Source organism: Arthrobacter sp. BC5, from assembly GCF_056680255.1.
Genome location: NZ_JBWXPX010000003.1, coordinates 58,529 through 79,057, shown reverse-complemented (window position 1 = coordinate 79,057; position 20,529 = coordinate 58,529). Strand labels below are relative to the sequence as shown.

General features: G+C 61.0%; 24 protein-coding genes and 1 other annotated feature. Of the genes, 12 read left to right on the top strand and 12 right to left on the bottom strand.

Going from position 1 to position 20,529, the window contains the following annotated elements; genetic code table 11:
* The first annotated feature begins 410 nt into the window (after positions 1–410).
* Positions 411–692, top strand: coding sequence for a helix-turn-helix domain-containing protein (locus AC1MFI_RS19335; RefSeq protein WP_479821373.1), 282 nt, complete (start codon positions 411–413; stop codon positions 690–692).
* Positions 693–715: 23 nt separating this feature from the next.
* A protein-coding gene (locus tag AC1MFI_RS19330) for an IS3 family transposase (RefSeq protein WP_479821372.1) occupies positions 716–2,016 on the top strand; the annotation gives its coding sequence in 2 pieces (ribosomal slippage) (positions 716–1,010 and positions 1,010–2,016; 1,302 coding nt in all).
* Positions 997–1,146, top strand: a sequence feature (AL1L pseudoknot). (Overlaps the previous gene by 150 nt.)
* A 12-nt stretch (positions 2,017–2,028) precedes the next feature.
* Here AC1MFI_RS19330 and AC1MFI_RS19325 read toward each other — a convergent pair.
* Entirely contained in the window at positions 2,029–2,490 is a 462-nt protein-coding gene (locus tag AC1MFI_RS19325) for an ArsR/SmtB family transcription factor (RefSeq protein WP_479821371.1), read from the bottom strand.
* 96 nt (positions 2,491–2,586) lie between these two features.
* Complete coding sequence (locus AC1MFI_RS19320; protein WP_479821370.1) at positions 2,587–2,928, bottom strand: histone-like nucleoid-structuring protein Lsr2; 342 nt, start codon at positions 2,926–2,928, stop codon at positions 2,587–2,589.
* Positions 2,929–3,168: 240 nt separating this feature from the next.
* On the opposite strand from AC1MFI_RS19320, the gene AC1MFI_RS19315 reads away from it, so the two are divergent.
* Positions 3,169–4,446 (top strand): competence protein CoiA, encoded by a 1,278-nt coding sequence (locus AC1MFI_RS19315; RefSeq protein WP_479821369.1) that lies wholly within the window; start codon positions 3,169–3,171, stop codon positions 4,444–4,446.
* A 135-nt stretch (positions 4,447–4,581) separates the two neighbouring features.
* Here AC1MFI_RS19315 and AC1MFI_RS19310 read toward each other — a convergent pair whose 3' ends face one another.
* Positions 4,582–5,520, bottom strand: coding sequence for an AbiTii domain-containing protein (locus AC1MFI_RS19310; RefSeq protein ID WP_479821368.1), 939 nt, complete (start codon positions 5,518–5,520; stop codon positions 4,582–4,584).
* Positions 5,521–5,714: 194 nt separating this feature from the next.
* A complete protein-coding gene (locus AC1MFI_RS19305; protein ID WP_479821367.1) occupies positions 5,715–6,506 on the bottom strand; it encodes an SDR family NAD(P)-dependent oxidoreductase in 792 nt (263 codons plus the stop codon).
* Between the two features lie 114 nt (positions 6,507–6,620).
* On the opposite strand from AC1MFI_RS19305, the gene AC1MFI_RS19300 reads away from it, so the two are divergent.
* Entirely contained in the window at positions 6,621–7,124 is a 504-nt protein-coding gene (locus tag AC1MFI_RS19300) for a MarR family winged helix-turn-helix transcriptional regulator (RefSeq protein WP_479821366.1), read from the top strand.
* 133 nt (positions 7,125–7,257) lie between these two features.
* Here AC1MFI_RS19300 and AC1MFI_RS19295 read toward each other — a convergent pair whose 3' ends face one another.
* Complete coding sequence (locus AC1MFI_RS19295) at positions 7,258–7,797, bottom strand: GIY-YIG nuclease family protein (RefSeq protein WP_479821365.1); 540 nt, start codon at positions 7,795–7,797, stop codon at positions 7,258–7,260.
* Between the two features lie 531 nt (positions 7,798–8,328).
* Here AC1MFI_RS19295 and AC1MFI_RS19290 point away from each other — a divergent pair.
* Positions 8,329–9,294, top strand: a complete 966-nt coding sequence (locus tag AC1MFI_RS19290; protein WP_479821364.1) for a hypothetical protein — start codon at positions 8,329–8,331, stop codon at positions 9,292–9,294.
* 239 nt (positions 9,295–9,533) lie between these two features.
* Here AC1MFI_RS19290 and AC1MFI_RS19285 read toward each other — a convergent pair whose 3' ends face one another.
* The 5 genes from AC1MFI_RS19285 to AC1MFI_RS19265 all read right to left on the bottom strand — a co-directional run bounded on the left by AC1MFI_RS19285 (position 9,534) and on the right by AC1MFI_RS19265 (position 13,296).
* The gene (locus tag AC1MFI_RS19285) at positions 9,534–10,154 is read right to left on the bottom strand and encodes a TlpA family protein disulfide reductase (RefSeq protein ID WP_479821363.1); all 621 of its coding nucleotides are present in this window, start codon (positions 10,152–10,154) and stop codon (positions 9,534–9,536) included.
* 147 nt (positions 10,155–10,301) lie between these two features.
* Positions 10,302–11,012 carry a vitamin K epoxide reductase family protein gene (locus AC1MFI_RS19280; RefSeq protein ID WP_479821362.1) on the bottom strand — a complete coding sequence of 237 codons (711 nt, stop codon included), beginning with the start codon at positions 11,010–11,012 and terminating at the stop codon, positions 10,302–10,304.
* Between the two features lie 15 nt (positions 11,013–11,027).
* Positions 11,028–11,777, bottom strand: coding sequence for a cytochrome c biogenesis CcdA family protein (locus tag AC1MFI_RS19275; RefSeq protein WP_274249654.1), 750 nt, complete (start codon positions 11,775–11,777; stop codon positions 11,028–11,030).
* Positions 11,774–12,463 (bottom strand): DsbA family protein, encoded by a 690-nt coding sequence (locus AC1MFI_RS19270; RefSeq protein ID WP_479821361.1) that lies wholly within the window; start codon positions 12,461–12,463, stop codon positions 11,774–11,776. The genes AC1MFI_RS19275 and AC1MFI_RS19270 overlap by 4 nt, the downstream gene beginning before the upstream one ends.
* 173 nt (positions 12,464–12,636) lie before the next feature.
* The gene (locus tag AC1MFI_RS19265) at positions 12,637–13,296 is read right to left on the bottom strand and encodes a cation diffusion facilitator family transporter (protein ID WP_479821360.1); all 660 of its coding nucleotides are present in this window, start codon (positions 13,294–13,296) and stop codon (positions 12,637–12,639) included.
* A gap of 130 nt (positions 13,297–13,426) precedes the next feature.
* On the opposite strand from AC1MFI_RS19265, the gene AC1MFI_RS19260 reads away from it, so the two are divergent.
* The 5 genes from AC1MFI_RS19260 (at position 13,427) to AC1MFI_RS19240 (ending at position 17,059) form a co-directional block, all read left to right on the top strand.
* On the top strand, positions 13,427–13,804 hold the full coding sequence (locus AC1MFI_RS19260) for an ArsR/SmtB family transcription factor (protein WP_479821359.1): 378 nt from the start codon (positions 13,427–13,429) through the stop codon (positions 13,802–13,804).
* Positions 13,801–14,382, top strand: a complete 582-nt coding sequence (gene lspA, locus AC1MFI_RS19255; RefSeq protein WP_479821358.1) for a signal peptidase II — start codon at positions 13,801–13,803, stop codon at positions 14,380–14,382. Before AC1MFI_RS19260 ends, lspA begins: the two co-directional genes overlap by 4 nt.
* A gap of 97 nt (positions 14,383–14,479) precedes the next feature.
* On the top strand, positions 14,480–15,088 hold the full coding sequence (locus AC1MFI_RS19250) for a cadmium resistance transporter (protein ID WP_479821357.1): 609 nt from the start codon (positions 14,480–14,482) through the stop codon (positions 15,086–15,088).
* A 468-nt stretch (positions 15,089–15,556) separates the two neighbouring features.
* Positions 15,557–16,465, top strand: a complete 909-nt coding sequence (locus tag AC1MFI_RS19245) for a DNA/RNA non-specific endonuclease (RefSeq protein ID WP_479821356.1) — start codon at positions 15,557–15,559, stop codon at positions 16,463–16,465.
* 246 nt (positions 16,466–16,711) lie between these two features.
* Positions 16,712–17,059, top strand: coding sequence for a hypothetical protein (locus tag AC1MFI_RS19240; protein WP_479821355.1), 348 nt, complete (start codon positions 16,712–16,714; stop codon positions 17,057–17,059).
* A gap of 43 nt (positions 17,060–17,102) precedes the next feature.
* On the opposite strand, the gene AC1MFI_RS19235 is transcribed toward AC1MFI_RS19240, so the two are convergent.
* Positions 17,103–17,372, bottom strand: coding sequence for a DNA cytosine methyltransferase (locus AC1MFI_RS19235; RefSeq protein ID WP_479821354.1), 270 nt, complete (start codon positions 17,370–17,372; stop codon positions 17,103–17,105).
* Between the two features lie 655 nt (positions 17,373–18,027).
* Between AC1MFI_RS19235 and AC1MFI_RS19230 the strand changes: the two genes are divergently transcribed.
* Together AC1MFI_RS19230 and AC1MFI_RS19225 are read left to right on the top strand one after the other, a co-directional pair.
* On the top strand, positions 18,028–18,882 hold the full coding sequence (locus tag AC1MFI_RS19230; RefSeq protein WP_479821353.1) for a restriction endonuclease: 855 nt from the start codon (positions 18,028–18,030) through the stop codon (positions 18,880–18,882).
* Positions 18,883–19,271: 389 nt separating this feature from the next.
* The gene (locus AC1MFI_RS19225) at positions 19,272–19,835 is read left to right on the top strand and encodes a recombinase family protein (protein WP_479821352.1); all 564 of its coding nucleotides are present in this window, start codon (positions 19,272–19,274) and stop codon (positions 19,833–19,835) included.
* Here AC1MFI_RS19225 and AC1MFI_RS19220 read toward each other — a convergent pair.
* On the bottom strand, positions 19,832–20,491 hold the full coding sequence (locus tag AC1MFI_RS19220; protein ID WP_479821351.1) for a hypothetical protein: 660 nt from the start codon (positions 20,489–20,491) through the stop codon (positions 19,832–19,834). The genes AC1MFI_RS19225 and AC1MFI_RS19220 overlap by 4 nt on opposite strands.
* Between the last annotated feature and the right edge of the window lie 38 nt (positions 20,492–20,529).

Genomic DNA, 20,529 nt, shown 5'->3' with positions numbered 1-20,529 from the left:
AGGCAGGACCTGCCGCCCCCCACCACCGGCATGTGATCATTTGGGCATGGTCGATCTTCAACTTCAGAGACTGGAGGCCGAAGCCAGGCGTGTGCCCGACCCAGGCGGACCTCTGGAGAATTACTCCGCCGCGTTGGTTGAGTGGGCTGCAACGCACCCCGAACTGCCCTACAGCAGGCTATCGCCCATCATCCACCGCTTGGTGTGGGAGCGCCGATAGATCCGTGCAGGCATCGAAGCTGCCGCTAGTCTGAAAGAAGGCCCAGCCCTATCAGGGCCCCATTAGATTTCCTTGTCACGAGGAAAAACCGGAGACGGAGCCATGTGGTGTGGCCCCGTCTCCACCCACTTAAGGCGTCGACCCGGCGTCGATCAGCGGCGCAGCGTTTGGTGGCTGGAATGCTGGGTACATGACAGACCCACCCCAGGACGACGGGCAGCTCAATGAGCAGGCCACGCCGCTGCGGTTCCTCACCCTGCAGCAGGTAGCTGACGAATTGAACACCAAGCACAGCACCGTTCGGGCTCTTATCGCCTCCGGGGATCTGCCTGCCATTCAGATTGGCGGCCGCGGCCAGTGGCGCATCGAGCGGAGCAAGCTCGAGGAGTACATCACCGGCGCCTACGCTAAAGCCCGGACAGACATCGCACGCGGCGACGTCGACGCAGCACCTGAATCGCCCCGGGTTTAGTGGAGGCTCTCAACCCATGGAGGATGAGAGTTATGGCGACGAAGTACAGCGATGAGTTGCGTCAGCGGGCGACCCGGATGGCGGTCGAGCTGCGGCGTGATCCGGACTCCCGCGTTGGTGCGGTGGAGCGGGTGGCGAAGCAATTGGGGATGCACCCGATGACGCTGCGTAAGTGGGTTCGACAGGCTGAGGTCGATAACGGGGTTCGGGCGGGCACCACGAGTGCGGAGGCCGAGCGGATCGCGAAGCTTGAGAGCGAAGTCAGGGAACTGAAGCGGGCCAACGAGATACTGCGGACAGCGTCGGCTTTTTTCGCCGCGGCGGAGCTCGACCGCCAACTGAAGTAGTTACTGGCTACATTGATGCCCACCGTGATCGTGTCGTGGAGGGCAAACCACTCGGGGTCGAGCCGGTCATCGAGGTCCTGCGCTCAGCAGGCGTCGAGATCGCCCCGAGCAGTTACTACGCCGCGAAGAGCCGGCCGCTCTCAGCGCGTGCGGTGCGGGATGCGGAACTGATGCCGGTCATCACCAAAGTGCACCAGGACAATATTGGTGTTTATGGTGCCCGGAAGGTCTGGGCGCAGATGAACAGGGAAGGCCACCCTGTCGCCCGGTGCACCGTGGAGCGATTGATGCGAGCCGGCGGCTTGCGTGGGATCAGCCGGGAGAAGACCCGCAAGACGACCCTCGTCGCGGGCGCGGAAACACCGCGGCCGGCGGACCTGGTCGAGCGGCAGTTCGTTGCTGCAGCCCCGAACCAGTTATGGGTGGCGGATCTGACCTACATCCGGACACACTCGGGGTGGGTCTACGCCGCGTTCATCATCGATGTCTTCAGCCGCCTCGTCGTCGGCTGGCAGGTATCGACCTCTCTGCGAACCGATCTGGCCCTGGACGCCCTCGAGATGGGGTTCTGGAACCGTCAAAGAGCCCGACAAAGCGTTGCGGGTCTGACGCATCATTCCGATCGTGGAGTGCAATATCGTGCGATTCGCTACACCGAACGGCTTGCCGAAGCCGAAGCGGTCGCTTCCGTTGGATCCAAGGGCGATTCCTACGACAACGCCATGGCCGAGGCATTCAACTCACTCTTCAAAGCTGAGTGCATCCGCAACCCGATCATGCGGCCCAAAGGCGGCTGGAAAACCGTCAGTGACCTTGAAATCGCTGTCGCTGAATACATTGACTGGTTCAACCATCGGCGCCTCCACGGCGAAATCGGGCTGATCCCACCGGTGGAGTTCGAGAACAACCATTGGGCGCACGAGTCCACGGAGGCCTACAGTCTTACCAACGTCCCCACCGGGGCCGGAAGCAAGTGAACCGAGCCTCCATCAAACCCGGGGCGATTCACCGGCAGCTTTGCCCATCGTGCGACCGATCGGAACCCTGCCTGACTCTGCAACAGGAACGACACTCAGGTCCGCCCTGGCAGCGGGTGCCAGAGCATGTATGTCCGTGTCCGGCTCAGTCTGCCGAGCATCATGGTGGGCGACGTCAGAGGGATCCTCAGCTGTCAGACCTGGCAGATTGGCTACGAAGCCGAAAGCGGAAAGCCACCGTTGAACCTCACTTAGAGGATCAATCACAAGGGAGTAGTACCGCTTCTGGCCCTGAGCTTGGGTGCTGACCAGTCCTGCCTCCCGAAGGATCTTGAGGTACTTGGACACGGTCGGCTGGCTTACTTGAAGGTCTGCAACGAGCTCACCTACTGCTTTGTCGCCTTCCCGCAGGATGACAAGTATCTGACGCCGTGTTGGTTCCGCGATTACAGCAAATACATCCTCGATAGCCACCGACACAGCCTACGACGTATGCATCACAAGGCATCAGTGCAGAAACGGGTGACTGCATGATGCGCTGGCACACGCTCTACGCACGGGCATACGGTCCTACTGGTTGGCCTTGTTATAGGCATCCACGATCGATTGGGGGACACGACCCCGAGAGTTAGGGGTCAAGCCGTTCTCCTGCGCCCACTGACGGATGTGCTGGACCTCGGCGCGTTTGGTGCGACTCGTGGACGTCCCTCGTTGTCCGCTCCTACCTCTGCGGCCGCCGGGCGCCTTTCGGCCAACATCTATGTACTGGGATAAGACAGCTCGTAAGTCTGAGGCGTTTTGCGTTGTCAGGTCGATCTCGTATTCCGAGCCGTCAACGGAAAATCGAACAGTTTCCTGTGCTTCCTCCCCGTTGAGATCATCGATCAAAAGCACCTGTACACGCTGAGCCAATGCAGTCCTCCTGGGGATCATCAAAATATGCTGAGCTATTGACGACTGTAGCCCGCACCTGCGGGGGCAAGCTAACACCGAGAGCCAGGGGACAACCTGTAAGGACACTTCGACCCGTCGTGCTGGCTTGTTGATCAGTCACTAGTTGATAGGTCTGTACCGAGGTCTCGACGATGACCTGTTCCATTTTGGTGTTGTTGAATTCCGGATGTTATGACTATTGGGGGACAAATGCCTTTGGTGGCGGAGCTCGACGGGGAGCGTTTGCGGGCGGATCAATTTACACAGGAGGCGTGGCAGTCCCTTCAAGAATCCGATGATCGCCGGCGTCTGACGATGCCCGTCTGCGGTGTCCGTGCTGTCGCTAAGGTCCGCGGTCAGACTCGTTTCTTCGCGCACCTCCGACTTGCTCAGTGTGGCGTTGACCATGGAGGAGAGTCAGCACAGCACCTGGCAATGAAGCTCGCTTTGGCCGACTGCATCGATGCAGTTCAGGGATGGCACGCCACTATCGAATACCCACATCCTTCTCGTGAATGGATCATCGACGTCCTGGCTGAATCCGATGATGCGCGCCACAGAGTAGCGTTCGAAGTGCAGTTGTCCTCTCAGACCATGGACGAGTACCTCTACCGAACGCAGCGGTACTGGGATAGCGGGGTGCTGTCCGTATGGCTGATACCCAAACAGCTCGAGTACAGCCCGTTTCAGGTGCCGACCGTGGTGACCGGCTTCGGAAAGACCTCACTAGTGCCCGAGGGCCCTGCCAGCCTGATGGACCTCGACGTTGTGCCGAATTTTCATACCACCCGAGGCGCTCTGGGGTATTTCATCGAGCAACTCCTGCTAACGGGGTCTCGCTGGAGCAAGGGAAGTCCGGACCATCAACGTAAGAAGGTCGAGGCGGATGCCCTTCGCGAACGCGCGGCCTCAGAGGCTGAGGCGCGCCGCCACGTTGCTGCGCAGGAGGCGCACGAACGGAAGGTGCAGGAAGCCGAGCGGCGCCGAGCAGAGACAAGCCGCCTCAGTATGTCTCCTGAAGAACGCTTCGGTGCCCATACAGTGCACACCGAAACGGGCCCCTTCGTCTGGGCGACTACGACGCCCTGCTGGAAATGCAATCGAATGATGCTCGTATGGGATGCGGTGGGCACCAAGCCCGAGCAGCAATGGATGACAGCACCCCATCTCAACGTCAAGGTGGACGTAGGTCCAAAACGCTATGAGAATCACCCCGAGGTCCACCGTGCTATTGACCGCTGGATGCAAGAGAGCCGTGCTGATACGCCGAAGGCGCTGATCAAGCAGCAGTTCAGCAGGGCAGCTGGGAGCACCTACAGTGCATTCACCTGCCCCTCATGTAACTCGCTCATTGGACAATTTTTCATTGCCAGCATCGACCCTGCAAAGTGGTCGCTGATCACTGCCCCTCTACTCAAGGCAACTACACCGTCAACCGCAGGGCTGCAGAATCATCGCGACGCGGCCTGGCACGCAGCTCGACGCGGACCTCGGTAGCTTCCGAGTACGCTCGACGCGGCATCATCGAACTGTGGAAGAGACGCCAGATGTGGCACGAAAAAGCGGGCCATCTCAGCGTTCTCCCGTCAAACTCAACTCGCTTCGCCGGCCGGTCTAGCGCCCACTTGACCTCTACCCAAATGCTCCCTGCACGGCGAGCTCAGTCAAGGCAGTTACAGCTGCGTTCGCGGCGCTCGTTACGGTAACGACTCCTAACTTCTCGGCAACCTGACGTAGCTTGCCCGCGCGTCTAATCACTTCACCTGTCTCGGGTTCTGGCTGCGTGATCGCGTGATGCAGTTCTGCGAGGGCATCCTCGATTTCGGCCGTGTCTCCGTCCGCCGAAGCTGCAGACTGTTTCACGGACTCTAGGAGTTGAAGTACATCGTTGACGTTCAGGCCGGCGGATGCAGTTGCACCAGCACCGACTGCGGTTGGACCAGATGGCCTCACGACAGTGGTCTTATAGACGTCCCCAAGATGACCGATGTGGTGCCGCATTGCAGCGTCGACGTCCTCTCTGCTGGGAAGTTCAGCCAAAGGGGTTGCCATCGTCAGATCAGCTATCAGATCAACGAGGTTCGTTCTGATCTGCCCCAGTATGCCTGCAAACACCGACCCGGAGACGGTGTAGGACAGGTTCAAAATTGACTGAAAGGCGCCCAGCTCGCGATTCCAGATGCTTTGAGCAGTGGAGACGCTCCGTGGCTTGAAGTGAAGAGACTTCTCCAGAGCCAGGCGCTCAAGCTCCTCGGCTGGCTGCGTCAGAACGAGGAACTCTGACACGTGCTCCCTTGCTGCCCGGGGGAGTTGTGATCGAGTGATAATCTGCCCGGTTGTCCAAGTGTTCCCGCTCATGGAGTCCACAGTCATGGGAGCGTTGAAAAGTTTTCGGTACTCCGGCAGCGACGCTTCATCCGTGTATCCGTTAAGTTCGAGGCGGGCCCAGTCTCTAAGCGATGTTGATCCCGTCTCAGCGCCAAGTAATAGGCACTTCCGCAGCAATCCAGCCAGGGGTTCACTCTCGTCCAGCACTCGCTCACGAAGTGAGTGCAGCAAAGGTTGGGTCATGCCTTGATCCTATTTTGTGCCTCTGACGAAGCGCTCATGAGATGCCAGGCGCTGAAGGTTCATCAGAGCGCTAAATGTCCGATTCCCGTCGGTCCATTCGAGAAGATCCCGGGTAACGCTGCCCAATGCGGAACACTTCGGGGGGTCCTAGATGCCTCGCCTACCGCTCAGCCCGCGGGTGACATGCACTGCCGCTAGATGATTGAAGTGAGCACTCCTCCATCAGCCCGTACGGCAGCCCCGTTTGTTGCGGACGACAAGGGGCTGGCGAGGTAGGCGGCCAAGTTGGCGATTTCGTGGGGCTCGATGAACCGCTCGAGAAGCGTGGTGTGATTCCCGCCGATGATCATTGCTTTAAGATCATCTGTCGCGAGGTGCTGTGCGTCGGCTATTCGTTCCACCGTCTGAGCTACCCCGTCCGAGTAAGTGGGTCCGCCGAGGATCGTGTTGACCGTGACCCCGGTACCACGGGTGAGCTTGGCAAGCCCGTTGCCCAGGGCGAGCATTCCGGCCTTGGTGACCCCGTAGTGGATCATGTCCGCAGGAATGTTCACGCCTGACTCGCTGCTGATGAAGATAATCCGACCCCATCCGGTGTCCAGCATCCCGGGAAGCAGTGCCCGCGATAGCCGCACACCGCTCATCAGGTTCACGTCCAAGTACCCCGACCAGTCCTCGTCAGAGACGTCCTCAAAGGGTTTCACGTCAAAAAGTCCGACGTTGTTCACGAGGATGTCGACGGGTCCGATTGAGCCCAGCAAGTGCTGCACCTCGGTTGCATCGCGGAAATCGGCAGCGATGCCTGCGACTGTTGCGCCAGGCACCTCTGACTCAAGTTGCTGCACCGCAGCCTTCACCCGATCCTCGGTGCGGCCGTTGATGACGACAGAGACTCCCTCGGCGAGAAGTGCCTTGGCGATTGAGTAGCCGATGCCCTGAGTGGAGCCACTAATGAAAGCTCGCTTGGTTGCCAACTGCATGTCCATGCTTCGTCGTACCTCATCTATTACTTGAGTGGGAAACTAAACCCTAGGCACCTGATAGTTGCTCAGTCAAGTAAAAAGGCGGCGCGGTCGACCTCGTTCTCGTACTGTGGTCGTATGACTGATAGCTACCATTTGGCGGATCTTGCGGGGGAGGACCTCGAGACGTGGGCAGGACTGGCGACGGTGCTGGAATGGTTGCCGCCCGCTCTTGATGTGTCGTTGATGCAGGACTTCGGATTGACGCACTTCGAGCACGGCATCCTCTTCGTTTTGTCCACCGCGCCCGAGCAGACCCTTCGCATGAGTGAGCTAGCCGGCTTCGCCAACAGCTCACTCTCACGACTGTCCCGCGCGGTTTCCCGGCTGCAGGGTCGAAGCCTGGTGCAGCGAGCCCAGGACCCGCAGGACGGTAGATCAACCCGGGCAACCCTGACTAAAGCAGGGCAGGAACTGCTCGAACAGGCAACGCCGGCTCACGTCGCCACGGTCAGGAGGCTGGTCCTCGATCCGTTGACGGCCACTCAGAGACGGCAGCTCCACGCCATCACGGCGCGCATTCAGCGGGCCATCCGAGCTGACGAGGGATGGCGACCGCCACAAAATCGCCCGCACCCCTAGGTGAGCGATGCAGCGCCTTCTGCGCGAATTTGGCTGGCAGGTCTTCGACTGCCAGATATCGGTCGATCGAGCCCATGGAAGGAGTCGATAGGCGCGGGTGGCTGTGGTGGCCTCGCTGTCCGTAGCTTGAGGGCTACACCCGGTTCAACGGCGGCTGAAATACATGCCGAAGCCGAGCCTCCAACGCGGCAGCGTCACGCTCAGTACGCGCTCGGAGCCAGGAAACATCACAGCCCAGCAGCCAGCTCCGAATCGCTGTCGCCTGCCCAGTCGTCACCTTCTGCCGAGTCGGACTGCCCGTGACATTGGGTGGGATCTGAAACAGCAGTTCACATACGTTCCGACGCAACGAAGATCCCGCAAGGCTCATACCTCCGCCAAGGTGCGTCGAGAGCCGCTTTTGCAAACTCGTCGCCGTACCGACATACTGCGGTACCCCACCACGCGACCACAGGTAAACCCCCGGCTCATTCGGCAGATCCGCGCGGGTTAGGTCACTTGCAGCCCGTCTCGGCGCTGCAAGGAGCCGACTCCAGTCCTTGCCTGCAGGCTCAGCGGAGTCGAGCGTTATCGACGACGTCGCCTCGTCCAGCGCATTAAGGATGGCGTCCATTTCGAAGTCATCCTCGGCACCGTAGATGTTCAGATCGCCTTGGTCATAGCTGTTCGTCACGACGCAACAGTATCGCCGAATAAATAGCAGACACGAGCGGGAGAGTCAGGCTGACCCTTCCTGCGCAGCGTACCCAAGGCGGTACTGGCCCGCGAGTACGGCATCAGCCGCGAAACCGTCTACTCCTACCTCCGCACCGGCTCCGACCTAGGTTCCAGGGCGGATTCTGGAGGGTCGAGCACCTTGAGTGCCCTCATTGCGAGCCTGCCAGCCGATAGCCGGGCCATCCCTACCCCTCACCCCGTATGACAGCCTTCTGCGGCGCCGACCGAAACCCCCAAGCCACTCCCTGAATAGGCCCATCCTCTCATCCAGGCCAAATGCCAGGTCGTCGCTCGCTCGCTGAGCACTCCTACGCAACGGCTCGTCTCATCCGCCACTTACCGCTACAAGAACAGCGCCACTTACCGTTGCAATTCACAGCTTCAAGTAGATTCATCGCAGCCCCTCCCGACGATCAACGTCTCACTTGAGGATCTGTAGGGTCGGCTTATGTCCTTGACAAGTCACCTCAATGATCCCAATTCAGCTGTGCGGAAGTTCGTGTACGAGAGCGCGCCAAACCTAGCGATGGCCGGCACCAGGGGAGCTCGTGGCAAGGCAATGGCTTTTCGCTTTGGCTTCGATGCTCTCACTTCATTGTCGACCCAGATACCCATCCCGGCCGAGGTGAAGAGCGCGGATCGCAGGAGCTACGCCATTACAGCGGGAATGGCGATCGACTATCGCATCCGCATGGCCCTGCCGGGCTTCGACATCTCCCAGACCACGGCGGAGCAAGGCCTCGATCGCCTCCTCGCAGACCCCACCGTCGTACACCGCGGCAAGCACATCGCAACCCTCCTGCAGGAGGCACTCGGCTTCGCCTTTCTGACGATGAAAGAGGCGGACCCTGATCCGCTCAGTCTTGCCAGGGTGTCGGTTCCGCTGGCGTGGTGCGAAGCGATCTACCGCGCAGGGCCTGTGATGGCCCTAACGAATGATCTGGGTCGACAGATAAAGCGAGCGAAGACGTCGGTTGACTTGATGATGAGCATCGAGGATCCACTGATCTTCGACATTGCACAAATGCACAGATCGCTTACCCCGCTCCTTGAGGAGTGGAGGGAGGCCATTTCTCACGACGTCCCCTACACGCCGAACCCCAGCTTCGTCGGAAGTGTCGCGGTTGGAGGGGCAGATGCCGATCTGGCGATCAGCGACTTGCTCGTGGACTTCAAAACGCGCGAGGAGATCACGAACCCGTGGCTCAGGGACACCCTGTTTCAGCTGCTCAGCTACACGCTCCTCGACCTGGACGACTCACTCGGCATTCGCCGTGTCGCCATTCTGCTTCCGCGTCAGCCATATATCGAGATCTGGACGCTAGACGACCTCTTCGGCCGAGATGCTGACGAGGCTTTACCGGAGCTGCGCGAGGAGTTCGCGGGCATACTGGCCGAGGCGATGAGTGAGCGGCTCGCGGAGGTGGCAGCAGCCAGCACCGAGATCGACTGACAATCGCGGCAGGCTCGACAGCAAGGACAACACTCCTCCTCTTTCCGCCCTACGCGATGCTCATGTACTCAGCGCAGACGACCTTGAGCACTTGTGCAGACGAGTGCGAGCACTGACGCCGGTGCGCACAAACGACCGTTTAAGAGCCAGTTTTTTTGCACCACTCGATGTGAGTTGCATTGAGAATGGCGGGGTTCTTGTACGTGGGTGGCGGTTTCGGGGCAGGACAGAGCGCACGTTTATGGTGTCTTTGCGACGTCCTCGACGAGGGTTGTCAGTGTGGTTTTCTCCGCGAGTCCCAGGATGCGTGCTGATACCCTGCCTTGCCGGTCCAGGATCAGCGTGGTGGGCACGGCTTGGGGTGGTACGTACTGGGTCAGGTTCAGCAGAATATCGCCGTCGCGGTCCTCGAAACTGGGGTAGGTGACGCCAAAGTTCCGTTCGAACGCCTCGGCTGTAGCTTTCTCATCGCGTACGTTGACGCCGTAGAAGCGCACTCCTTGGTCTTTGAATTGCTCGTGGACCGTGTTCAACGTGGGGGCTTCGGTGCGGCACGGCGCGCAGGCGGCGTACCAAAAGTTCAGGACAACGACCTCACCTGCCCAGTCGTCTTGATTGATGAGCGTTCCGTCGAAGAGCGTGCCCTGCAGACTGACCGGGTCGCCTCGGTTTTCGGGTGAGTATTCGGCAACGGATCCGTCACCGGCGATGTAGTTCTTGTTGTCTCCTGCTTCGGCTTGTTGAGCCAGGGAATCTGTGGAGGTACAGCCGGTGAGGGCGAGCGACGCGGCGACGAGCAATACGCCGAACTGACAACTCATTCGGGCGGGAGTCAGGTTGGGTCGGGGTGAGTCATACATGGGAAGCTCCTTCGCGCTCATCCGTGGTCGTAGTCCGTGGTCGTAATCCGCCCGACCCGGTGTCCTGTGGCTGTGACTGTGGCTGTGTTGCGGTGGCTGAGGATGGCCGGTGAGAAGTGATCGTGGACAAAGGTTGTTCGGCGGGGATCAGTTGATGAAGACGTGGATGAACCGGAAGAACACGGACGCGGCGACGGCGAGGTACGTGAGGACGATGATGGGCCCTACCCAGTCAGCGACCCACCGGGTCAGAGGGGTGGGTGCGGGGATGACTCCGTGAACCATGTTGCGGACGGTGGTGAGGATGACCAAGGGGATCATCGCTGCCCAGACGATCATGCAGTAGAGGCAGAGGATGTAGATGTCGAACAGGGCCTGGCTCCAGAGCCAGGTCGCGAAAACAGCGCCGAGTGTGACGCCTATCTGGAGGCCGGCCCAGTACCAGTGGGCGAACCGGGCGCCGGCGAGCAGAGCCATGCCGGTGGTGATGATGACGGTGAAGCCGACGAGGCCGATGAAGGGGTTTGGGAAGCCGAAGAGCTCGGACTGCCAGGTTTCCATGACCTGCCCACAGGACACCCACGGGTTGATATCGCAGCTGGTGACGTGGTCCGGGTTCCGGTAGAGCTCGAGCTTCTCGAGGATGAGAATTCCGGCTGCAACCCAACCGATGATCCCTGTGATGAGTAGGGCCAGGCCGAACGGCCGGGCAGTCGTGAACCTTGGGATGGTGAGCGAACTACCACCGCGGTCAAGGGGTGCACCACGGTCGTCGCTGTCTATGTCGTTGCTCATGTCGCCGGAACCGGTGACAGAGGAAGGGGCAGGGACGTTGTTGGCGTCGGTGCTGGGGTTCATGGGGCTCCGCTGCTCTTAGACGGGGGTGATGAAGGTGCCGGCGAGGTTCTGCAGTTGGTAGATCCACTGCATCCAGAGGCCGGTGAGCATCATGACGCCGACGAGGATCAGCACGATGCCTCCGGCGATGTTGAAGGTCCGGATGTGTCGACGGACGAAGCTCAGCGCGGTGCTCACCCAGTTGATGCCCATAGCGACCAGAATGAAGGGGATACCCAGTCCCATGCAGTAGACGAATCCCAGCAGGGCCCCGCGCCAGGCTCCGCCGGTGGTGGTACTCAGGGCCAGGACGGCGCTGAGGGTGGGACCCATGCAGGGTGTCCATCCGAGCCCGAAGATAATGCCGAGCAGGGGCGCCCCGGCGAGACCTGTTTGCGGCCGGTAACTGAGTTTCTTCGTTTGCTGGAAGAAGGAGAACTGGCCGACGAGGACGAGTCCCATGATGATGACGAACACGCCGAGGCCGCGGATGAGTACGTCCTGCCAGCGCAGCAGCCATCCTCCGATGACGCCGAACGCGGCCCCGTAGAGGGTGAAGACCAGGGCAAAACCGAGGATGAACAGGCCCACCCCAGCGACGACGCGTCGACGGTTGCCTTTCCGGGTGGGATCGGTGAGGCCTGACACGTAGCCGAGGTACCCGGGGACCAGGGGCAGGATGCACGGCGAGAGGAAGGACACGATGCCGGCGATCAGGGCCAAAGGGATCGCGGCGATGAGAGCGCCGGATTGCACCGTTTCGGCGAAGTACCCGCCGATCGTCATGAACCGATGGCCGCTTCGATCAGGTCACGGAATTCTTCGACGGTGGCAGGCTGGATCATGCGACCGTCGAGGAAGAATGTCGGAGTTCCCTCGACGTTGAGCGCCATCCCGTCGGCCTTGTCCGCGTTGACGCGGTCCATCGTGGCCGGGTCGGCGATTGCAGCGTCGTACGCGTTCATGTCCAGGCCCAGGTCCTCGGCGTAGCCGCGGAACACCGGGGAGCGATCCTCATTGGTGTGGCTCCACTCGGTCTGCGTCTCGTACATGAGTGCGTGCATGTCCTTGAACTTGCCTTGCTGCGCGGCCGCCTCGACCGCGGCTGCTGCGGTCTCTGAGTTCGGGTGCCCGGGCAGCGGGAAGTAGCGGGAGACGACGGTGAGGTTCTGCCCGTATTCCTCGGAGAGGTCCTCCACGACCGGGTACGCAGCGAGGCAGGACTCGCACTCGAAGTCGAGGAACTCGACCAGAATTGCTTTCTCGTCCGGTGCCTGAGACAGCCGGTGGCTGTCCTCGCGCACGACCTCCACATCGCTGGGCGACGCCCCCGGTGCCGCCTGCCCCTTGTCCTCGCTCACGGTGTTGAACAGGATCACCAGTCCAACGACCAGGGCGATCAGGGCCAGCAAGCCGATGGTGATGCGGTTGGGAAGGCTCAGGCCCTTGCGTGCACTATCCGGGCTGGTCATCGAAGGACTCCTTATGAAGGGGTGGCATATCCACCCTTGTAGCGTGAGCTGAACGACGCGACCCCCTTCGCTGCCGCCAACCCCCTCATTTTTTCTACCTCTTGTAGAAATACTAGAGGCTTGGTGTGCGGCAGAGCCACGCGGGCTGGTGCGCGGACGTCGATCACAGGCCGTCAGTCGTCGTCGTCGTCATCATCGTCGTCCTCGGCGAGTTCACCTTCCCAGGCTTCCTTGCCTTCGTGGAGGGCGAAGAGGGCGATGATGAAGCCCGCGACTGGATCCAGCCATGCCGCCCCGGTCAGCATGTACAGCCCGACACCAAGGAGGGTTGAGACGCTGAGCAGGACGCAGATGCGCGTCTCGGCGGCGTCGGCAAGGATCAGGTTGTCACCGAGCTTCCGTCCCACTTTCGTTTTCATTGCTGCGAGGACCGGCATGATGATCAGTGACAGGACCAGCAGGATGATGGCGATGGGCGAGGACTCCGGAGCCTCTCCTTCGATGAGACTGCGGATCCCCTCGAACGTCACGTAGGCGGCAAGGATGAAGAAGGTTACGGCGACGGCCTTGAGCGTCAGACGCTCCTTGCGCTCATCGGTCTCACCGTGACGCAGCCTGGCGGCCAGGCGAAGGCCGACCAGGACGGCGGCGATCGATTCGATGCCGGAGTCGATGCCGAAACCGACGACCGAGACGAGGCCGGCCATCAGGCCGACGGTGATGGCTACCGCTCCTTCAACCACGTTGTAGGCAACCGTGAACTGCGCCAGGCGCAGTCCTCTGCGCGTCAGTCGTTCCACCTCAACAGGGGAAAGAGATGTCTGGGTGGTCATGGTCGCTCCTCAGCGTGAACGGGTGATCTGGTGTGGGTGATCCGAAATAATGATCGGCCGGAGACGATGATATCGTATTGCAACGGTAGTAACAGCATGGTCGATGAGGGGTGTGAGCAGGATGACTGGGATGTCTGAGGTGTGTGCAGGGGATGGCCTCGAGCCGGCGGTAGCGCTCTTTCGTTCGCTGGGTGACCCGACCCGGCTGGCGATTCTTCGCACTCTTACCTCGGGTGAGGCCCGTGTAGGGACCCTGGTCGGGGAACTGGGATTGGCCCAGTCCACCGTGTCAGCGCATATCGCCTGTCTCAAGGACTGTGGCCTGGTCGTCGGCCGCACCGAGGGACGGAAAGTGCTGTACTCCTTGGCCCAGCCCGAACTGATGGACATGCTCGCGCAGGCAGAAGTGCTTTTGGCAGTCACCGGTAATGCGGTGGATCTGTGTTCGACCTATGGGTCCGCGCAATCCGCTGCCACCTCGCGTACCACTCAGGACTCCGTCGCGTGAGCGAGTCCTCACCGGATGCCAATCACGCCAAGGACGCTAGGGATGCTGAGGGCACTGGTACCGCTACGGGAACTGATGCAGCCGTCCGCGGCGTGCAACGCTCCAAACGCCGTCCGCTCACCGTTCTCATAGGGGCCCTCCTCCTCGCCGGCATTGACCTCGGCATCAAAGCCGGCATGGAAGCGCTGCTGATGGACGGCAGAGCGATCGACGCCGGACTGGTAAACCTGCGCTTGTTCTACAACATGGGTGTGGCTTTCAGCCTCGGAACGAACCTGCCGCCGCTGGTGGTCATCGCGTTCACCGGGGCGATTATCGCCGGGCTCATGTGGTTCCTCATGGGATCCGCGAACAGCTTCTCCCGCACCGGTCGCATCGGCGGAACGCTTCTTCTGGGCGGAGCGCTCGGGAATTTCATTGATCGCACTGCTGGCAATGGTGTCGTTGACTACCTGCACTCAGGCTGGTTTCCGACGTTCAACCTCGCTGATGTGTTCGTCACCACCGGGGTCGGTCTCATCATCATCGGCACGCTCATCACCAGGCCGCCACACGCGTCAGTCGGGATCAAGGACTGATGTCTCAAATTGAGGTCAACCTCGCGGTGAACGAGGGAGTGCCGTACCTGGACGCTGCATGCTCGGTGCCGGGATGCCAGGAAGCCTCGGTGAGCGCATGATCCTGTCATCAGTTCTTCCTGCCATCGGCCTGTTCTTCCTCACCAACATCGATGACATCATCGTCCTCGCTCTGTTCTTTGCACGGGGAGCGGGGCAACGAGGAACCACGGCCCGCATCCTTGGAGGGCAGTACCTCGGCTTCCTCGGGATCCTTGGCGCCGCGGTACTCGTCGCCCTCGGCGCCGGCGCCTTCCTCCCCGAAGAGGCCATTCCGTACTTCGGTCTCATACCCCTCCTGCTGGGTCTTCGGGTCGCATGGCAGGTATGGCGCAACCGAGACGACGACGATGACGACGATGACGAAGCGAAAGTTGCCGGTAAGAAGGTCGGTGTTCTGGCTGTCGCTGCCGTGACCTTCGCCAACGGTGGCGACAATATCGGGGTTTATGTCCCGGTATTCCTGAACGTCGGGCCGACCGCCGTCATCGCCTACTGTGCGGTCTTCCTAGCTCTGGTGATCGTCCTTGTGTGGCTCGCCAAGTTCGTGGCTACCCGACGTCCGATCGCTGAAGCCCTCGAGCGCTGGGAGCACATCCTGTTCCCTGTTGTCCTCATCGCTCTTGGCCTGTTCATCCTCATCAGCGGCGGAGCATTCGGCCTATGACGGGTTGCGCCCACCCTGTCCAAGGGGCGGCAAGGTTGCCCCAGGTTGCTCACACTGCGCCTGGCTAGCAATACGCCTAGCAGCTACAACGGAGGACGTGACACGTCGGTCTCGGATCACACACGCAAGCTGACCAGCTTCTCTTCTTTTTGCGACAAGTTTGTTGGGCCGGTGTCCTAAGTGTGCACAAACGACCGTTTGAGCGTCAGTGAATTTTGCTGCGTCCCAGTGCGGCCGAGAATGCATCACAAGCCATGTGCGGGAGCTTCACTGCTGTTCCGGTGAGGTCACACGACTTTTGCTACGTGTCTCGGGGTCACGGCGGCTCGTGGCTACCGCTGGTGCTCCTGGTTGCACGGGTGGCGCTTTGCTGCTGGCCGACGGCCCGTGAGCGTCTCGGCTGGCCTTGTCCCGGTCCAGGCTGGAACTGTTCATCGTGTTGTCACCTGTCGCTGGTAGCTTCACCGGATGGACGCCACCCTGCCCACACCTCAGACCGCACACCAGACCACGGCCGCGAGTCTTGCCGGTCGTGAGGGGTTCGACGAGCAGTTCCTCGGCGTTCCGGTGTCCGTGCCGGCGCTGGCCGGGGTCGATACGGTCCTGCTCCCGTACACGCACTTCTCGGTGCTGATGCGACCTGACAAGCGGCTGGCGGCAATCACGGCCCTCGGGATCGACGGGGCGAAGCTCATGGACTTGGACCGGTCCGGGATTCAGTGGCGGTTGGATCCGCGGTTGCCGGAGGATCAGCAGACGGGGGAGCGGGTTTACGCGCGCAATGACATCGACCGCGGGCACCTTGTGCGTCGGGCCTCGGCGGTGTGGGGCGACACCCGGGTCGAAGCGGCGACCGCGAACGAAGACACCTTCCACTACACCAACGCTGCCCCGCAGGCCGCGAAGTTCAACCAGGGCCTAGAGCTCTGGTTGGGCCTGGAGTCGTACCTCCTCGAGAACGCCGCGGACAACGGCCGGCGCCTGATCGTTTTCACCGGCCCGATCTTCAGCGACCTCGACCCCGTGTACCGGGGCGTGGAGATCCCGCTGCGCTACTTCAAGGTCGCCGTGTTCCTGCAGGGAGGCTCGCTCGCGGCGACCGGGTACGTCGTTGACCAGGCCCCGCAGCTGGCTGACCTCGATGACGTGCCGAAGCCCGGCGCTGTTGGGGATGACGCACCACCGTTGGGGCCGTTCCGGACCTTCCAGGCGCCGATCCGCGACATCGCCGCGCTCACCGGGCTCGAACTCGAGCAGCTGATCGGGGTTGATCGGATGCCGATCGCCGCGGCCCTACCCAGCGCGCGCGTGACCTCCGCCTGGCGGGAGCTCTCCAGCCCGGAATGCCTCGACCTCGACTTCGACCTCAACACCTGATCATGACGACCGGAAGCACCGCCATCGTCGCTGTTCTTACGATTCAGTGAAGGATCGCTTCGAGGCCCGCACGGCGGACCCTCGGGTGCGAGTGCATCTTGTCGTCAGCGTTGAACCAAGCCATGGGCGTCCCTCCCGAACGTCTGAGCGGTGAATTTCGCGTTGCCCCTTACGAAGCGAGGTGATCCGTCGACTACAACTTTGAGCGCCACGAAATGCGCCTAGATTCGACAAAGGAACAAACCGATGGATGTACCCACCTTCGCCGCCTTCGCGGTATTCGCTGCAGCGGCCCTCAAGCTGCTCGGAGACACGGTCGAGCTGTATGCGAAAAGTGACGACGTCGAGGGGCGTCCGCGAAGCAAGAAAGCTCTGACGAACGCAAAGGCGGTACTAACCGCATTCTCAGCAGGAGCCGCCTTCATTGCCGCTTCCACCGTGGCCTTCGGCCCTGAGATGGCCGTGAGGACCTCAGTTGGGGTCATCTTCGGGCTGCTGCTACTGACAGGAGGCGTCCTGGTCTGGGTGCACCAAGAGCCCAAGCAGCCTACGGCCGGCGAGGACCTCCGAGCAGAGGACCAAATCGTTCGGTAGCGCTCTCGCGCCCGAGTGCCGTCTGCGGTCATCAGAAGCATGATCACGAACCCACCCCCAATGTCTGGGCGCCGATGCTGATGAGGTCGCGGGTGGCGGGTGGGGTGACGGCGTTGCCTGCCTGCTTGACCTGCTCGCGCTGGTTCCCGGACATGACGTAGTCGTGAGGGAAAGCCATGCCTGCGGTGATCTCGCGGGGCTCGAGCATCCGGAACTCGCACTCGTTGACGTCGGGCACCATCCATTCGGTGGTGCCGTGGTGCTGGCCGCCGGCGGAGAACGTCCCGAACGGATCCTTCACTGACCTAGCCATGTCGGTGTAACCAATCACGAAACTCAGGGACTGTCAGGCGCCGCAGGGCGTCACTCACCTCCCTGGTCGTTGTCTGCGCTCTCGTCGAGTTTGGCCGGCCAAAATGATTGGGTCCGAAGAGTTGAAGCTTTCCGGAAGCGTCGACGACGTGGAGCTGCCATACTCCCCACATCTTCCGGACAGCTGACGCAGACAAGAACGCCGAGGCGCGTTCGTCCGCGAGCTCGGGCGGCACCACTTCGCATATCGTCGTGCGCATGCCGTGGTCTTCCTCGTAGAGGCACTCGACGCACACGGAACTAGAGAGCACGGCGACAGGATGTCCATCCCATTCATGGCCGCATGAGGGGCAGTCTCCGGTCACGATCACCTTCCCAGTATGAGCACGACAGCTAACATTCCGCAGGTGTTGAGGGATCGATAAGCGAGACGGCTGGAGGAAGTGACCCCTTTGGCAGGTGAGCGCGATGGAACTGGCTCGTGCCACGAAGGCTCATACTTGCACCCTTCGTCATTCGATCCAGAGGAATACCGTTGCTGTGCTCGATGAAGATGTTTGGCTATGGCAGCACTTGCTCGGTGAATCGTTTATCGATTGGTTTGATGCTGACGCTGGCGAACACGTTCCTATCGGCCTCCTTCGTATACTCAGAGGATGACAACGGAGCCTGACAAGAAACCAAACGAACAGGCACCCACAGAAGAGTCGGACGAGGATAAGCCAGACGAGCAGGAGGCGGAACTTACCGAGTCGGACGACAACTTCGTACTAGGCTCCCTCGACTTTGACGGGCTATCTCCGACCGACTTCGAGGAGTTTAGCTTCGACCTCATGACCGGGAGCGGCTTCTCCAACGTGGACTGGCGAAAGGGCACACCCCTGGCGGCGTCACCCTCCGATCGAGGCCGGGACATTGTTGCTCGGAAGTCCCTGCAAGACATCGACGGCCACGATTACGAGGAAACCTGGTTCGTTGACTGCAAGCACTATAAGCGCGGAGTGCCACCCGATGCGCTCCAGGGGACTCTCGCCTGGGCTATGGCCGAGCGCCCAGCAGTCGTGCTTTTTGTTGCTTCTGGCTACCTCACCAACGGCGCAAAGGACTGGATTGCGGACTACCAACGCACCAACCGGCCGCCCTTCCGGATTCGAGTTTGGGAGAAGCCGCAACTCCTACGGCTCGTGGAGAAGAATTTGGACATCGCCTTCCGCCACGATGTTGGAACAAGCACGCTTCGGCGGGTGTCCGAAATCCTTAGGGCGGAGTCGGAGTTCATGGATCGACTCTGGTACGGCAGGAAACCCGCGGATGAAAACGTCCATCTCTACGACTGGGCCGACGATATTAAGGCGGGCATGCTCGCCGCTAAGCGCCGCATGGAGGAGCAGTACGGCGTCGAAGAGTTAGCGAAGGACGTGGAGTCGGACTGGGCCTGGGGTTACCTGTCCGGCCGAATTTCTGCGCTTCGTTGGGTCCTCGGAGACGAGTGGCACATGCTTGATAGCTGACCATGTGGTTTGGAGCGAGCTATCTCGGTTGAACGTTAGATGCCTCGAGCCTAGCCCGGCTGCACCCGCATGTCGGTCCTTCGACGCTCACCTTATAGCTATAGTCCTCGCACCTGTCAGCACAGCAGCGGCGATGGACGTTTAGCGTGGACGGTGAAAACGGACGGAAGGGTGCCATATACGTGCACCAAGGAGAGCTTCCGGCTGCCGACGAGCAGTCCCATCAAAGGATCCTTTGACCGGACGAACGGGTGAGCTCCAGGCCAATCCGGGCGTTCTCAGCATCGGCGGGGAATTCTATGTCCCAGTCTTGTCTCAGTAATGTGTCTCACGTCCGCTATTCTCGTCAAAGCAGAAATGAGCCTTTGATGAGCGTGAGGAGCACGGGGATGGGAAGCATCGGGTATGCCAGGGTCAGTACCTTGGAGCAGAACGCGGACCTGCAGCATGCCGCGCTTGCTGCAGCGGGTTGCAGTCGGATCTTCACCGATCACGGTGTGAGCGGAACGACGGCCAGCCGGCCGGAACTCGACAAGTTGCTCGATCACCTTCGCAAGGGTGATGAGGTTGTGGTGTGGAAGCTGGACCGGCTGGGACGCAATACCCGCAAGCTGCTGGCGTTGATCGATGACCTGGAGTACAGGGGAGTGCACTTCCGCAGCGTCACCGAGGGCATCAGCACGACCGGGCCAATGGGCAGGGCCATGCTCACCGTGATGTCCGCATTCGCCCAACTCGAGCGTGACCAACTCGCCGAGCGGACCAGGGCCGGCATGGCCGCAGCCGCCGAACACGGACGCAAAGCCGGCAGGCGGGAAATCACGACCGACCATGCAAAGGTCAAACGAGCCCGAGATCTCAGAGCACAAGGGCTTGCACCGGCGGACATTGGAAAGATCATCGGTGCTAGCCGGGCGACGGTGTACCGCTACCTCACCATTGAAAAGAGTTAGGACAGCGGATGCTGACTGACATGAGAGGACTGATGAGCGGCCGCAGGGGTGATGGGCAAGGTGCGACCGTCCCTCAACCTGACTTCTTCGACAATCGATCCGTCGCGTAACCGGACACCAACAACGGAGTACGTCATCGCGGTTTTGTCCTGCCGGTATACGTAGGCCATTCCGTCAGGGAGATCTCCCAGTGTCTCCTCGCCGGGATACCCCGGCGCCCCGAGACTGGTTAGTTCAGCCGGGGACGCGCAGAAAATCCATAAGTTATCCGGATTCACTTGAGCGATCGCAATTTCACGCCCGGTCGTTGGATCGGTTTGTGACAGTGAGATGACGAGGCTTGTAGGGACGGCAGGGCCAAGCCACGCATCAGTGGGAGACGACTCCTGCTGGGATGCCTGCTGAATTTCTTCACAGGTGGCGGCGAAACCGGTCGTATTTGCCACTTCTCCGCCGCGACGCACGCCGGCATCGGTAGCGATGAGCAGGAGACCGATAACAGAAGCCCCCGTGAGCAGGAAGCGCCCTATACGTGGTGACCTGGGCGCGTGCTGAGTTGACTTATTGGGTGACGAGAACTCTTGGCCTGGTGCTATGCCGAGGTCAGTGATGACTACCCGTTGGTCATCGTCGCGTGTGGTGCCCTGCTGCCTCATCCCCATCCTTTGACAGTAAACGACGCCTTCAGCCGCTT

Excerpts from the sequence above, each read along its gene's own strand:
- AC1MFI_RS19245 (WP_479821356.1), top strand. The coding sequence starts at position 15,557 with ATGGACGCCACCCTGCCCACACCTCAGACCGCACACCAGACCACGGCC.
- AC1MFI_RS19230 (WP_479821353.1), top strand. The coding sequence starts at position 18,028 with ATGACAACGGAGCCTGACAAGAAACCAAACGAACAGGCACCCACAGAA.
- AC1MFI_RS19235 (WP_479821354.1), bottom strand. The coding sequence starts at position 17,372 with ATGGCTAGGTCAGTGAAGGATCCGTTCGGGACGTTCTCCGCCGGCGGC.
- AC1MFI_RS19275 (WP_274249654.1), bottom strand. The coding sequence starts at position 11,777 with ATGACGATCGGCGGGTACTTCGCCGAAACGGTGCAATCCGGCGCTCTC.
- AC1MFI_RS19265 (WP_479821360.1), bottom strand. The coding sequence starts at position 13,296 with ATGACCACCCAGACATCTCTTTCCCCTGTTGAGGTGGAACGACTGACG.
- AC1MFI_RS19285 (WP_479821363.1), bottom strand. The coding sequence starts at position 10,154 with ATGTATGACTCACCCCGACCCAACCTGACTCCCGCCCGAATGAGTTGT.
- AC1MFI_RS19270 (WP_479821361.1), bottom strand. The coding sequence starts at position 12,463 with ATGACCAGCCCGGATAGTGCACGCAAGGGCCTGAGCCTTCCCAACCGC.
- AC1MFI_RS19305 (WP_479821367.1), bottom strand. The coding sequence starts at position 6,506 with ATGGACATGCAGTTGGCAACCAAGCGAGCTTTCATTAGTGGCTCCACT.
- AC1MFI_RS19260 (WP_479821359.1), top strand. The coding sequence starts at position 13,427 with ATGTCTGAGGTGTGTGCAGGGGATGGCCTCGAGCCGGCGGTAGCGCTC.
- AC1MFI_RS19310 (WP_479821368.1), bottom strand. The coding sequence starts at position 5,520 with ATGACCCAACCTTTGCTGCACTCACTTCGTGAGCGAGTGCTGGACGAG.
- AC1MFI_RS19335 (WP_479821373.1), top strand. The coding sequence starts at position 411 with ATGACAGACCCACCCCAGGACGACGGGCAGCTCAATGAGCAGGCCACG.
- AC1MFI_RS19280 (WP_479821362.1), bottom strand. The coding sequence starts at position 11,012 with ATGAACCCCAGCACCGACGCCAACAACGTCCCTGCCCCTTCCTCTGTC.
- AC1MFI_RS19300 (WP_479821366.1), top strand. The coding sequence starts at position 6,621 with ATGACTGATAGCTACCATTTGGCGGATCTTGCGGGGGAGGACCTCGAG.
- AC1MFI_RS19240 (WP_479821355.1), top strand. The coding sequence starts at position 16,712 with ATGGATGTACCCACCTTCGCCGCCTTCGCGGTATTCGCTGCAGCGGCC.
- AC1MFI_RS19225 (WP_479821352.1), top strand. The coding sequence starts at position 19,272 with ATGGGAAGCATCGGGTATGCCAGGGTCAGTACCTTGGAGCAGAACGCG.
- AC1MFI_RS19220 (WP_479821351.1), bottom strand. The coding sequence starts at position 20,491 with ATGAGGCAGCAGGGCACCACACGCGACGATGACCAACGGGTAGTCATC.
- AC1MFI_RS19250 (WP_479821357.1), top strand. The coding sequence starts at position 14,480 with ATGATCCTGTCATCAGTTCTTCCTGCCATCGGCCTGTTCTTCCTCACC.